This is a genomic window from Streptomyces sp. NPDC048278 (assembly GCF_040652195.1).
Lineage (GTDB): Bacteria > Actinomycetota > Actinomycetes > Streptomycetales > Streptomycetaceae > Streptomyces.
Genome location: NZ_JBEZLP010000003.1, coordinates 200860 through 214020, shown reverse-complemented (window position 1 = coordinate 214020; position 13161 = coordinate 200860). Strand labels below are relative to the sequence as shown.

Here is a 13161-nt window from a genome sequence, read left to right as displayed (position 1 = left end):
CAAGAAAGGTGCGGACCGGCTGTGGCCGACCGTCTCATCGTCCGTGGCGCGCGCGAGCACAACCTGAAGAACGTCTCGCTCGACCTGCCTCGTGACTCGCTCATCGTCTTCACGGGTCTGTCCGGTTCGGGCAAGTCCTCCCTGGCCTTCGACACGATCTTCGCCGAGGGCCAGCGCCGCTACGTGGAGTCGCTCTCCTCGTACGCCCGCCAGTTCCTCGGCCAGATGGACAAGCCGGACGTGGACTTCATCGAGGGTCTGTCCCCGGCGGTGTCCATCGACCAGAAGTCGACCTCGCGCAACCCGCGCTCGACGGTCGGCACCATCACCGAGGTCTACGACTACCTGCGGCTGCTCTTCGCGCGCATCGGCAAGCCGCACTGCCCCGAGTGTGGCCGCCCGATCTCCCGCCAGTCGCCGCAGGCCATCGTGGACAAGGTCCTGGAGCTCCCCGAGGGGAGCCGCTTCCAGGTGCTCTCACCGCTGGTGCGCGAGCGCAAGGGCGAGTTCGTCGACCTCTTCGCCGACCTCCAGACCAAGGGCTACTCCCGCGCGCGCGTGGACGGCGAGACCATCCAGCTCTCCGAACCGCCGACCCTGAAGAAGCAGGAGAAGCACACCATCGAGGTGGTCGTCGACCGCCTCACGGTGAAGGACACCGCCAAGCGCCGCCTCACCGACTCCGTGGAGACCGCGCTCGGCCTGTCCGGCGGCATGGTCGTGCTCGACTTCGTCGACCTCCCCGAGGACGACCCGGAGCGCGAGCGCATGTACTCGGAGCACCTGTACTGCCCGTACGACGACCTGTCCTTCGAGGAGCTGGAGCCCCGCTCCTTCTCCTTCAACTCGCCCTTCGGCGCCTGCCCCGAGTGCACCGGCATCGGCACCCGCATGGAGGTCGACCCGGAGCTGATCGTCCCGGACGAGGACAAGTCGCTCGACGAGGGTGCCATCCACCCCTGGTCGCACGGCCACACCAAGGACTACTTCGGCCGCCTGGTCGGCGCCCTCGCGGACGCGCTGGGATTCCGTACGGACATCCCCTTCGCCGGGCTGCCGCAGCGTGCCAGGAAGGCCCTGCTCTACGGCCACAAGACGCAGATCGAGGTCCGCTACCGCAACCGGTACGGCCGCGAGCGCGTGTACACCACGCCCTTCGAGGGTGCCGTGCCGTTCGTGAAGCGCCGGCACAGCGAGGCCGAGAGCGACGCCAGCCGCGAGCGCTTCGAGGGCTACATGCGCGAGGTGCCCTGCCCCACCTGCCAGGGCACGCGCCTGAAGCCGATCGTCCTCGCGGTCACGATCATGGACAAGTCGATCGCCGAGGTCTCGGCGATGTCCATCAGCGACTGCGCCGACTTCCTGGGCGAGCTCAGGCTCAACGCGCGCGACAAGAAGATCGCCGAGCGCGTGCTCAAGGAGGTCAACGAGCGGCTGAAGTTCCTGGTCGACGTCGGCCTGGACTACCTCTCGCTCAACCGCGCGGCGGGCACCCTCTCCGGCGGCGAGGCCCAGCGCATCCGCCTGGCCACCCAGATCGGCTCCGGTCTCGTCGGCGTCCTCTACGTCCTCGACGAGCCGTCGATCGGCCTGCACCAGCGCGACAACCACCGGCTGATCGAGACCCTGGTCCGGCTCCGCGACATGGGCAACACGCTCATCGTCGTCGAGCACGACGAGGACACCATCAAGGTCGCCGACTGGATCGTCGACATCGGCCCCGGCGCCGGTGAGCACGGCGGCAAGGTCGTGCACAGCGGCTCCCTGAAGGAGCTGCTGGCGAACGAGGAGTCGCAGACCGGCCAGTACCTGTCGGGCCGGAAGGCGATCCCGCTGCCCGACATCCGCCGTCCGCAGGACCCGTCCCGCCGGCTCACCGTGCACGGCGCCCGTGAGAACAACCTCCAGGACATCGACGTGTCCTTCCCGCTGGGCGTCTTCACGGCGGTCACGGGCGTGTCAGGGTCCGGCAAGTCGACGCTGGTCAACGACATCCTGTACACGCACCTGGCCCGCGAGCTGAACGGCGCGCGGAGCGTCCCCGGCCGGCACACGCGTGTGGACGGCGACGACCTCGTCGACAAGGTCGTGCACGTCGACCAGTCGCCCATCGGCCGCACCCCGCGGTCGAACCCGGCCACGTACACCGGCGTCTTCGACCACATCCGCAAGCTGTTCGCCGAGACCACCGAGGCGAAGGTCCGCGGCTACCTGCCGGGCCGCTTCTCCTTCAACGTCAAGGGCGGTCGCTGCGAGAACTGCGCGGGCGACGGCACCATCAAGATCGAGATGAACTTCCTCCCGGACGTCTACGTCCCGTGCGAGGTCTGCCATGGTGCCCGGTACAACCGGGAGACCCTGGAGGTCCACTACAAGGGCAAGTCCATCGCCGAGGTCCTGAACATGCCGATCGAGGAGGCCACGGGGTTCTTCGAGGCCGTCCCGTCGATCGCCCGGCACCTCAACACGCTGAAGGACGTCGGCCTCGGCTACGTCCGCCTCGGCCAGTCCGCGACCACCCTGTCCGGCGGCGAGGCACAGCGCGTGAAGCTTGCCAGCGAACTGCAGAAGCGCTCCACCGGGCGCACGGTCTACGTCCTGGACGAGCCGACCACCGGTCTGCACTTCGAGGACATCAGCAAGCTGCTGAAGGTCCTCGGGGGCCTCGTCGACAAGGGCAACACGGTCATCGTCATCGAGCACAACCTCGACGTGATCAAGACCGCCGACTGGGTCGTCGACATGGGTCCGGAGGGCGGTGCCGGCGGCGGACTCGTCGTCGCGGAGGGCACGCCCGAGGAGGTCGCCGGAGTCCCCGCCAGCCACACCGGCAAGTTCCTGCGCGAGATCCTCGGCGCCGACCGCATCAGCGACGCCAGCTCGGTGAAGGCGCCGCGCAGGACGGCGGCGAAGAAGACGGTCGCGGCGAAGAAGACCGTCGCGGCCAAGTCGACGGCGGCGAGGAAGACGGCGACCGCCAAGGCCTCCGACGGCACGACCGCCGACAGCACGGTCACGAAGAAGGCGGCCGGGGCCACGAAGAAGGCGGCGCCCGCGAAGAAGACGACGCGGGCCCGCAAGGCCTGAGCCTTCCGGGCGGCGGGTTCGGAAAAATCCAGAAAAGTGCGGCGCCCCGCGGGAACTCCTCGCGGGGCGCCGTTCGTTCCACGATCAGCCGCCCGATTTCCGCGGCCACGACGGACCTTGACCCCTCAACAGCGAGTCAGAGCGAGAAGCCTTCGAGCTCGGAGGCGTACGGCGGTTCCGCGCCCGCCCGGGAGCACGTGACCGCTGCCGCCCGCGCCGCGAATCGCAGCAGCCCCGTCCAGCCGTCGGCGCCCAGCCCCAGGAGCGCCTCGGCGGACAGTGCGTCCTGCGCTGCCAGACCGTGCAGCAGAGCCGCGTTCACCGTGTCACCGGCGCCGATCGTGTCCACGACGGCGACCTCCTCACCGGGGACGGCGTACACGGTGCCGTCGCGGGTGAAGGCACTGAGACCGTCACCGCCGTGGGTGATCACCACGGCCGAAGGACCCGCCGCCAGCCATTCGTGCGGAGTGCCGCCGAGCCACAGGGCATCCTCCTCCGAGAGCTTGAGGAGCGTCACCGAGGGCAGCCAGCTCTTGAAACGGGCCCGGTAGGCGTCCGGATCCGCGATCAGACCCGCCCGGATGTTCGGGTCGAGTGCGGTGAACAGGCCCCGCCCGGCCGCGTCGCGCATCAGCTCCTCATAGGCGCTCGCCCCCGGTTCCAGGACGAGCGAGAGCGTGCCGAAGGAGACGGCCCGGGCCCTGGCGGGGAGGCCGGCGGAGGAGGTGAACAGGCGGTCGGCCGTGCCCTCGACGTAGAAGGAGTAGGAGGCGGAGCCCCGCGGGTCGATCGTGGCAGCCGCGAGGGTGGTCGGTTCCGGGCCGCGCTCCACCAGGGAGACATCCACCCCCGCCCGACGCAGTCCGTCCAGCAGGGCCTCGCCGAAGGCGTCACGGGAGGCCCGGGAGCAGAACACGGTGAGGGAGCCCAGGCGGCCGAGGGCCACGGCCGTGTTGTACGGGCCGCCGCCGAGCGCCGGCTGCAGGGCCGCGAGGGCGCCCGTGCCCTGCGGTACCAGGTCGATCAGTGCCTCACCGGCGACGACGATCACGAGAGGGGTCCTTTCCCGGGGTGCTGGGGCTCAGGGGCGCAAAGGGTGGTGCCAGGGGTGCCCGCGGCGCTGTCCTCCTCCCGGCACCCGCACGACGTCCGGTGCACGAAGGCGCAGGGGAGCCGTACGGTCCGGGCGGGCCGGTCGGGTGAGGCCAGCCGCTCCAGGAGCACCCGAACCGCTTCGGCGCCGAGTTCCCTGCTGGGCTGGGCGATGGCGGTGAGCCGGGGCGAGAAGAGGTCGGCCCAGGCGAAGTCGTCGAAACAGCACAGGACGATGTCGTCCGGTACGGACAGGCCCCGCGCGCGCAGAACGCGCAGGGCACCGATGGTCATCGCGTTGTTGGCGGTGACGAGTGCCGTGGGCGGGGCGGCGAGGGACAGCAGGGCGGCGGTGGCCCGCTCGGCGCCCGCGGACTCCGAGTCGCCGGGGACGACCAGGCAGTCCTCGAAGGGCAGCCCGGCCGTGTCCAGCCCCTGCCGGTAGCCGGCGACCCGCTCGCTGGTGGTGCTCAGCCCGGGCAGCCCCGCGACCAGGCCGATCCGGCGGTGCCCGAGACCGGCGAGATGGGTGACGAGCCGGGCCATCGGCTCGGTGTTCTCGGCGCAGACCTGGTCGAAGGGCGGAGCGATGTCCGTGCGGCCGTCGATGACCCGGTCGAGGAGGACGGTCGGTACGGCATGACGGCCGAGGTAGGCGAGGAGTGCGCGCGGGTCGGCGGAGGGGGCGACGATCAGGCCGTCGACGCGGCGCTCGTGGAGGAGCTGGACGACCTTGCGTTCGTGCTCGGGGTCGTCGTGCGGGTCGGCGATGAGCAGGCTGTAGCCGCGCTCCAGGGCAGCCGCCTCGACGCCCTGGAGGATCTCCGTGAAGTAGGGGTTGCTGATCGCCGACACCGCGAGCCCGATGGAACGGGTGCGGGACGTGACCAGGGAGCGGGCCAGGGTGTTGGGCGTGTAGCCCAGCTCCTCGATGGCGTCGAGCACGGCCTGACGGGTGTGCGGCAGCACCGGGCGGGTCTCGTTCAGCACATGGGAGACCGTCGCCACGGAGACACCGGCGCTCCGGGCGACGTCGGCCATGGTGGGCATGGGACTCCCCTCGTCGCCCCCGCCCGGGGCGAGGGCGCTCTGGTTCCGGCTCGGGCTGCCAGGACACGTCGGTACGCCGGTTCCCGCTCGGACGTCCCGAGGATCCCGCGGACGTTCGCGGGATCCCCGGCCGGAAGCTACCCCATCGGAGACGATCGCGTAAACGCTTGCGCAAGCGTTTACGCGCTTTCGAGTGAGCCTGCCGCCCTCACCGCGCCCCACGACGCCCCCCACCCCGAAGCGGTGCGATCCGCCCAGGTAGTGTCTTCTCGCACGGTCCCGGGCGGCTGTCTCCCGGAGTCCCGCACCGCCCCGATCCACCTGGAGCCCATCGTGCCCGCCCGCCCCTTCGCGAGCCGCCGTACCGTCCTGCGCGGAGCGGCCGTCACATCGGCCGCCGGACTGGGGGCCGCCGCCTGCAAGGCGCCCGGCGGTGCGGCCACGGCGGCGGCCACGCCGACCGCACCGGTCGACCTCGGTGCCGAGAGCGAGGTCGCCGAGGGCGGCGCCCGGCTCTACCGGGAGCACAACGTGGTCGTCAGCCGGTCCGCCGACGGCGCGCTGAAGGCGTACAGCACGATCTGCACGCACGCGGGGTGCCCGATCAACAAACTCCAGGGCACGACCCTGGTCTGCCCCTGCCACGGCAGCGAGTTCGACGCCGCGACCGGGAAGGTGGTGCGGTCGCCGGCCACCGAGCCGCTGAACGAGTTGCCGGTCAAGGCGGCGAACGGCCGGATCGTGGCGGGCCCCGGCGCCTGACCGGGGCTGGGGCTCAGCGCCGGTTCACTCCCAGTCCCAGCCGATCCCCAGCAGACCCGGCCGTACCCGGGGTTCGACCACGTGGACGGAGCGGTGCACTCCGCTCAACGGCAGGGTCTGCCGCCCGCTGCGGGGGGCCGCAGCCGAGTGCTGGGCGAAGCGGTGGCAGCGCGTCGGCAGGGCGTCGGCGGCGAAACGCACCTGAAGGGTGTACTGGCCGCCCGGAAAACCGAAACCGCGGACGTACTCGCGTGAGACACCGGCCGTGCCGTCCTCGACGGCGTAGCGGAAGAGGAAGGTGTCGCCGGAGCGCAGACGCGTGCCGAAGAGGAGTTCGGCGACGAGGAGGCCGGTCTCCGGGTCCGAACGGACGCGTCCCGCACGGCAGTTCTCCAGCGCACGCACGGTCATGTGCTGCGGGGCGCAGCCGGGGTCGCCGTGGTGGACGGCCACGAAGCGGTCGACCCCGTCCCGGTGGGCGCGGACGATGTGCTGCGACTCGCGGGCGGCCAGTTCACGGTGGGCGCCGATCCGTACCCGCTCGTGGTGTCCCAGGGTGTGCAGGCCGCCGTCGCGGGACCAGTCGAGTTCGGCCTGCATCCGGTCCAGGACGTCGCAGGCCTCCAGCAGGGAGCGGTAGGAGCGGGCGGCGGGGCGGCGCACGGCAGGCTCCTGGTCGGCGCTCTCGGCGAGCAGCCGGATCAGGGACTCGTCCGGGAGCTGGAGTATCTCCTCCAGTGCGCGGACGGCCCGCAGCGACTCCGGGCGCTGGGGCCGGCGGGCGCCCTGCTGCCAGTAACTCAGGCTGGTGACGCCCACTTTGACGCCGTAGCGGGACAGGTGGTGCTGCACGCGCTGGAGCGGCAGTCCCCGGGCGGCGATCGCGGCGCGCAGGGCCACGTGGAAGGGGCCGCCGCTCAGGGCCGAGTCCAGTTCCGCGGTCGCGACGTCCGCGTGCTGTGTGCCGTGCCGCATGCAGGGGGCCTTTCTGTCGGGGGGTTCAACGGCTGGTCAGGCCGTTGGCGCGGCTCGGGGCCACCCCGTCGGCGCCCGGGGCGGCCGTACCTGGGCATGCCGCGTCCGCAGGCCGTCGCTCACGGCCCCGAGTTCCACCGCATTGAAGCGTGTTGACCAATCCCCGACAACACCTTCGGCCGGTCGGGAGCGCCCACCTGGCCGGGGTACGACCCCGTCTCCGGCGGGACCGCGCGGGTGCGGCCGTGCCGCTTCCGGCCGGCAGGCCGGAGATCGTACGGGGGCGAGGGGTCGATTTGCGGAGGAAGCAGAGCAAGATCCGCCGCGATCCGCGAAAGCCGAGCCGAGCCGCACCGAACCGGTCGCGGACCGGTCCCGCGCCCGCGGCATGCCGGAACGGCTCGCGATGTCGCGGAGGTGTCCGGTTTCGCGATCCGCCCTCCAGGCGGGAGGAGAAGGAGACGGCCGGCGGCGGGCGGGCACCCACGGGTATGGGCAGCCACGGATATGGGCAGCCACGGGTATGGGCGGCCACGGGTCCGGGCGTGTGCCCAGCGGCGCGGAGTCCGCGGAGTCCTCGTACCGACTTCCGACAGTGCGTCTCTCGCCACACCTCCGCGGTCCCCGGCCCGCAGCCGGTGAGCACGGACCCCTGCCCACGAAACCCCGGAGCCCACTCGGCGCAGCGCCCAGAGCACCCCCGCCGTCCCGCTCGCCCCGCCCGCGGTTGTCCACAGGCTCGTCGCGGTGTCGGTGCTCGCCAGTAGGGTGTGAGACATGGCCGACCCCTCCAGCTACCGCCCCAAGCCGGGACAGATCCCGGACAGTCCCGGGGTGTACAGGTTCCGTGACGAGCACCGCCGGGTGATCTACGTCGGAAAGGCGAAGAGCCTGCGCCAGCGCCTGGCGAACTACTTCCAGGACCTGGCGAGCCTGCACCCCCGCACCCGGACGATGGTCACCACCGCGGCGTCCGTGGAGTGGACCGTGGTGTCCACGGAGGTCGAGGCGCTCCAGCTGGAGTACTCCTGGATCAAGGAGTACGACCCCCGCTTCAACGTGAAGTACCGCGACGACAAGAGCTACCCGTACCTCGCGGTGACGATGAACGAGGAGTTCCCGCGGGTCCAGGTGATGCGCGGTCACAAGAAGAAGGGCGTGCGCTACTTCGGGCCGTACGGCCACGCGTGGGCGATCCGGGACACCGTCGACCTGCTGCTGCGCGTGTTCCCGGTGCGCACCTGCTCCGCCGGCGTGTTCAAGAACGCCGCCCGCACCGGCCGCCCCTGCCTGCTCGGCTACATCGGCAAGTGCTCGGCCCCCTGCGTCGGCCGGGTCGAGCCGGACGAGCACCGCGAACTGGCCGAGGAGTTCTGCGACTTCATGGCCGGCCGCACCGGCACCTACCTCCGCCGTCTGGAGCAGCGGATGACGGAGGCCGCCGAGGAGATGGAGTACGAGCGGGCCGCCCGGCTGCGCGACGACATCGAGGCCCTGAAGAAGGCCATGGAGAAGAACGCGGTCGTGCTCGCCGACGCGACCGACGCCGACCTCATCGCCGTCGCGGAGGACGAGCTGGAGGCGGCCGTCCAGATCTTCCACGTGCGCGGCGGACGCGTGCGCGGCCAGCGCGGCTGGGTGACGGACAAGGTGGAGGACGTCACCACCGGGGCTCTCGTCGAGCACGCCCTCCAGCAGCTCTACGGCGAGGAGACCGGGGACGCCGTCCCCAAGGAGGTGCTGGTCCCGGCGCTGCCCGAGCCGGTGGAGCCGGTCCAGGAGTGGCTCACCGGCCGCCGCGGGTCGAACGTCTCGCTGCGCATCCCGCAGCGCGGCGACAAGAAGGCCCTGATGGAGACCGTGGAGCGCAACGCCCAGCAGGCGCTCGCCCTGCACAAGACCAAGCGTGCCTCCGACCTCACCACCCGTTCGCGCGCGCTGGAGGAGATCGCCGACGCCCTGGATCTGGACAGCGCCCCGCTGCGCATCGAGTGCTACGACATCTCGCACCTCCAGGGCGACGACGTGGTGGCCTCCATGGTCGTCTTCGAGGACGGCCTGCAGCGCAAGAGCGAGTACCGGCGCTTCCAGATCAAGGGCTTCGCCGGCCAGGACGACGTGCGCTCCATGCACGAGGTGATCACCCGCCGCTTCCGCCGCTACCTCGCCGAGAAGGAGCGGACCGGCGAGTGGGTGGAGGACGGCGCCGAGGACGCCCGCACGGAATCCGACCACAGCGCCGAATCCGACCCCACCGCGGAATCCGGCCGCACCACGGAATCCGGCCGCACCACGGAGACCGACAGCCCCTCACCCGCCCCCGACGCGGCCTCCGACGCCGCCCCCGTCAACGGTTTCAAGGACGAGGACGGCCGTCCCAAGAAGTTCGCCTACCCGCCCCAGCTGGTGGTCGTCGACGGCGGGCAGCCGCAGGTCGCCGCCGCCCGGCGGGCGCTCGACGAGCTCGGTATCGACGACATCGCCGTGTGCGGCCTCGCCAAGCGCCTCGAAGAGGTGTGGCTGCCCGAGGACGACGACCCGGTGGTCCTCCCGCGCACCAGCGAGGGTCTCTACCTGCTCCAGCGCGTCCGGGACGAGGCGCACCGCTTCGCCATCACCTACCAGCGCACCAAACGGGCCAAGCGCTTCCGCTCCAGCCCCCTGGACGACGTACCGGGGCTCGGCGAGACCCGCAAACAGGCGTTGATCAAGCATTTCGGCTCGGTGAAGAAGCTGCGATCCGCCACAATCGAGCAGATCCAGGAAGTACCCGGGATAGGCCGCAAGACGGCCGAGACCATCGCCGTGGCCCTCGCCCAGGCGGCCCCGGCCGCACCCGCCGTGAACACGGCGACCGGAGAGATCATGGATGACAGGGAAGACGAGGCGCCCGAGACGACGGCGGACGCCTCGGGGGAGCCCGTACCCGCGGGCGCCCCGGACGATCGACGGGGCCAGGAGAGATGACCGAGCGCGACGCACAACCCACAGCACAGCGAGATCCGGCGTTCAGCGAAACGCAGGGCGAGCCCAAGGAAACGCACAACGAGGCGCGCCAGGATCAGCCGCAGGAGGCGCAAGCCGAAGCGGTCCAGGAAAACGGAGCAGAAGTGAGCACGGACGCCACCGCTGCCGGGGTGCCCGAGGCGGCCATCCCCGAGCTGGTGATCATCTCCGGCATGTCGGGAGCCGGCCGTTCGACGGCGGCGAAGTGTCTGGAGGACCTCGGCTGGTTCGTCGTCGACAACCTCCCGCCGGCCCTCATCCCCACCATGGTCGAGCTGGGCGCCCGCTCCCAGGGCAACGTGGCGCGGATCGCGGTCGTCGTGGACGTGCGCGGCCGGCGCTTCTTCGACAACCTGCGGGAGTCCCTCGCCGACCTCGACAGCCGGGGCGTCACCCGCAGGATCGTCTTCCTGGAGTCCTCGGACGACGCCCTGGTCCGCCGCTTCGAGTCGGTGCGCCGCCCGCACCCGCTGCAGGGCGACGGCCGGATCGTGGACGGGATCGCCGCCGAGCGGGAGCTGCTGCGCGAGCTGCGCGGCGACGCCGACCTGGTGATCGACACCTCCAGCCTCAACGTGCACGAGCTGCGCGCCAAGATGGACGCCCAGTTCGCCGGCGAGGAGGAGCCCGAGCTGCGGGCGACGGTGATGTCGTTCGGCTTCAAGTACGGCCTGCCGGTCGACGCCGACCTGGTCGCCGACATGCGGTTCCTGCCGAACCCGCACTGGGTGCCGGAGCTGCGCCCGTACACCGGCCTCAACGAGGAGGTGTCGGCGTACGTCTTCAACCAGCCGGGCGCCAAGGAGTTCCTCGACCGGTACGCCGAGCTGCTGCGGCTGATCGCGACCGGGTACCGGCGTGAGGGCAAGCGTTACGTGACGATCGCCATCGGCTGCACGGGCGGCAAGCACCGCTCGGTCGCCGTGTCCGAGAAGCTCGCCGCTCGCCTGGCCGCCGAGGGAGTGGAGACCGTAGTCGTGCACCGGGACATGGGGCGCGAGTGACCGAGCGCAGTCCACGGCTGAGCAGGCTGCGCCGGATGGTGCCCGAGTCCCGCACGGGCCGTCCCGTCGAGGCCCGCGGCGCCCGGCCGCGCCGCCGCGGTGCCCAGCCCAAGGTGGTCGCCCTCGGCGGCGGCATGGGCCTGTCCGCCTCGCTGGCCGCCCTGCGGCGGATCACCGGCGACCTCACCGCCGTCGTCACCGTGGCCGACGACGGCGGCTCCAGCGGGCGCCTCCGCGACGAGCTGGGTGTCCTCCCGCCGGGTGATCTTCGCAAGGCCCTCGCCGCCCTGTGCGGTGACGACGACTGGGGGCAGACCTGGGCCCGGGTCATCCAGCACCGCTTCCAGTCCAAGGGCGACCTGCACGAGCACGCGGTCGGCAATCTGCTGATCGTCGCCCTGTGGGAGCAGCTCGGCGACCACGTCCAGGCCCTGGACCTGGTCGGCAGGCTGCTCGGCGCGCACGGGCGCGTGCTGCCGATGTCCGCCGTGCCGCTGGAGCTGCAGGCCCTGGTCAAGGGGCACGACCCGGAGCGGCCGGAGGAGGTGGACCTCGTTCGCGGGCAGGCCACCGTGGCGCTCACGCCCGGCGAGGTGCAGTCCGTGCACCTGGTGCCGCACGACCCGCCGGCCGTGCCGGAGGCGGTGGCGGCCGTCCTGGACGCGGACTGGGTGGTGCTCGGCCCGGGCTCCTGGTTCTCGTCGGTGATCCCGCACCTGCTCGTCCCCGATCTGCTGGACGCGCTCACCGAGACCAAGGCCCGTAAGGTCCTCTCCTTGAACCTGGCACCGCAGCCGGGAGAAACCGAAGGCTTCTCACCGCAGCGTCATTTGGAGGTTTTGGGGCGACACGCCCCTAAACTCGCCCTGGACGTGGTGCTGGCCGACGAGGCCGCCGTGCCCGACCGCGACTCGCTCACCGAGGCCGCCAAGCGGCTGGGAGCCGCGGTCGAGCTGAGCCCCGTGGCCCGGACCGACGGTTCACCCCGGCACGACCCGGAGCTGTTGGCCGCCGCGTACGACCGTATTTTTCGGATGCATGGAAGGATCGGCCCATGGCGATGACGGCAGCGGTGAAGGACGAGATCTCCCGGCTACCCGTCACCCGGACCTGCTGCCGGAAGGCGGAGGTCTCCGCCATTCTGCGGTTCGCGGGCGGCCTCCACCTGGTGAGCGGGCGCATCGTGATCGAGGCGGAGCTGGACACCGCGATGGCGGCCCGGCGCCTCAAGCGGGACATCCTGGAGATCTTCGGCCACAGCTCCGAGCTGATCGTGATGGCACCCGGCGGGCTGCGCCGCGGCTCCCGGTACGTCGTGCGGGTGGTGGCGGGCGGCGACCAGCTGGCCCGCCAGACCGGGCTGGTGGACGGCCGGGGCCGGCCGATCCGGGGCCTGCCCCCGCAGGTCGTCTCCGGGGCCACCTGCGACGCCGAGGCGGCCTGGCGCGGCGCCTTCCTGGCGCACGGCTCGCTGACCGAGCCCGGCCGTTCCTCCTCCCTGGAGGTGACCTGCCCGGGCCCGGAGGCCGCGCTGGCCCTGGTCGGCGCCGCCCGCCGGCTGTCCATCGCCGCGAAGGCCCGCGAGGTGCGCGGGGTGGACCGAGTGGTCGTCCGTGACGGTGACGCGATCGGCGCGCTGCTGACCCGGCTCGGCGCGCACGAGTCGGTGCTGGCCTGGGAGGAGCGCCGGATGCGGCGCGAGGTCCGCGCCACCGCGAACCGCCTCGCCAACTTCGACGACGCCAACCTGCGCCGCTCCGCCCGCGCGGCCGTCGCTGCCGGTGCCCGCGTCCAGCGTGCGCTGGAGATCCTCGCCGACGAGGTTCCCGAGCACCTCGCGGCGGCCGGCCGGCTGCGCATGGAGCACAAGCAGGCCTCCCTGGAGGAGCTGGGCGCGCTCGCCGACCCGCCGCTCACCAAGGACGCCGTCGCGGGCCGGATCCGCCGGCTGCTCGCGATGGCCGACAAGCGGGCGTCCGATCTGGGTATCCCGGGCACCGAGGCCAACCTCTCCGAGGAGCTGGCCGACAACCTGGTCGGCTGACCTCACGTCAGTTCTCGGGTGCGGGCGGTGCGTTGGGCCGTCCGCACCTGATCTTTACACGTGAGTGGATTTCCCATGGGTCGGCTGTGAGTCACCCTTGACTGGATCATCAAGTGTCATGAGCCTGGCATGGTTCGC

General features: G+C 71.7%; 9 protein-coding genes. 6 read left to right on the top strand and 3 right to left on the bottom strand.

Annotation, left to right across the window (positions count from 1 at the left end; genetic code table 11):
- Window positions 1-21: 21 nt before the first annotated feature.
- The gene (uvrA, locus tag AB0D74_RS07140; RefSeq protein ID WP_362581384.1) at window positions 22-3087 is read left to right on the top strand and encodes an excinuclease ABC subunit UvrA; all 3066 of its coding nucleotides are present in this window, start codon (window positions 22-24) and stop codon (window positions 3085-3087) included.
- 136 nt (window positions 3088-3223) lie between these two features.
- Here uvrA and AB0D74_RS07135 read toward each other — a convergent pair whose 3' ends face one another.
- On the bottom strand, window positions 3224-4141 hold the full coding sequence (locus AB0D74_RS07135) for a carbohydrate kinase (RefSeq protein ID WP_362581382.1): 918 nt from the start codon (window positions 4139-4141) through the stop codon (window positions 3224-3226).
- Window positions 4138-5232, bottom strand: a complete 1095-nt coding sequence (locus tag AB0D74_RS07130; protein WP_362581380.1) for a LacI family DNA-binding transcriptional regulator — start codon at window positions 5230-5232, stop codon at window positions 4138-4140. Before AB0D74_RS07130 ends, AB0D74_RS07135 begins: the two co-directional genes overlap by 4 nt.
- 333 nt (window positions 5233-5565) lie before the next feature.
- On the opposite strand from AB0D74_RS07130, the gene AB0D74_RS07125 reads away from it, so the two are divergent.
- Window positions 5566-5994 carry a Rieske (2Fe-2S) protein gene (locus tag AB0D74_RS07125; protein ID WP_362581923.1) on the top strand — a complete coding sequence of 143 codons (429 nt, stop codon included), beginning with the start codon at window positions 5566-5568 and terminating at the stop codon, window positions 5992-5994.
- Window positions 5995-6018: 24 nt separating this feature from the next.
- Here the strand turns inward: AB0D74_RS07125 and AB0D74_RS07120 are convergent, their stop codons facing one another.
- Window positions 6019-6969: a hypothetical protein gene (locus tag AB0D74_RS07120; RefSeq protein ID WP_362581378.1), complete on the bottom strand. Its 951-nt coding sequence runs from the start codon at window positions 6967-6969 to the stop codon at window positions 6019-6021.
- 777 nt (window positions 6970-7746) lie between these two features.
- Here AB0D74_RS07120 and uvrC point away from each other — a divergent pair.
- Genes uvrC through whiA form a run of 4 tightly spaced genes read left to right on the top strand, consistent with a single transcriptional unit; the run spans window position 7747 to window position 13023 of the window.
- The gene (gene uvrC / locus AB0D74_RS07115) at window positions 7747-9936 is read left to right on the top strand and encodes an excinuclease ABC subunit UvrC (protein ID WP_362581376.1); all 2190 of its coding nucleotides are present in this window, start codon (window positions 7747-7749) and stop codon (window positions 9934-9936) included.
- Window positions 9933-10979, top strand: coding sequence for an RNase adapter RapZ (gene rapZ, locus AB0D74_RS07110; protein WP_362581374.1), 1047 nt, complete (start codon window positions 9933-9935; stop codon window positions 10977-10979). The genes uvrC and rapZ overlap by 4 nt, the downstream gene beginning before the upstream one ends.
- A complete protein-coding gene (yvcK, locus tag AB0D74_RS07105; protein WP_362581372.1) occupies window positions 10976-12043 on the top strand; it encodes a uridine diphosphate-N-acetylglucosamine-binding protein YvcK in 1068 nt (355 codons plus the stop codon). Before rapZ ends, yvcK begins: the two co-directional genes overlap by 4 nt.
- On the top strand, window positions 12034-13023 hold the full coding sequence (gene whiA / locus AB0D74_RS07100) for a DNA-binding protein WhiA (protein WP_030791337.1): 990 nt from the start codon (window positions 12034-12036) through the stop codon (window positions 13021-13023). Before yvcK ends, whiA begins: the two co-directional genes overlap by 10 nt.
- Window positions 13024-13161: the final 138 nt, after the last annotated feature.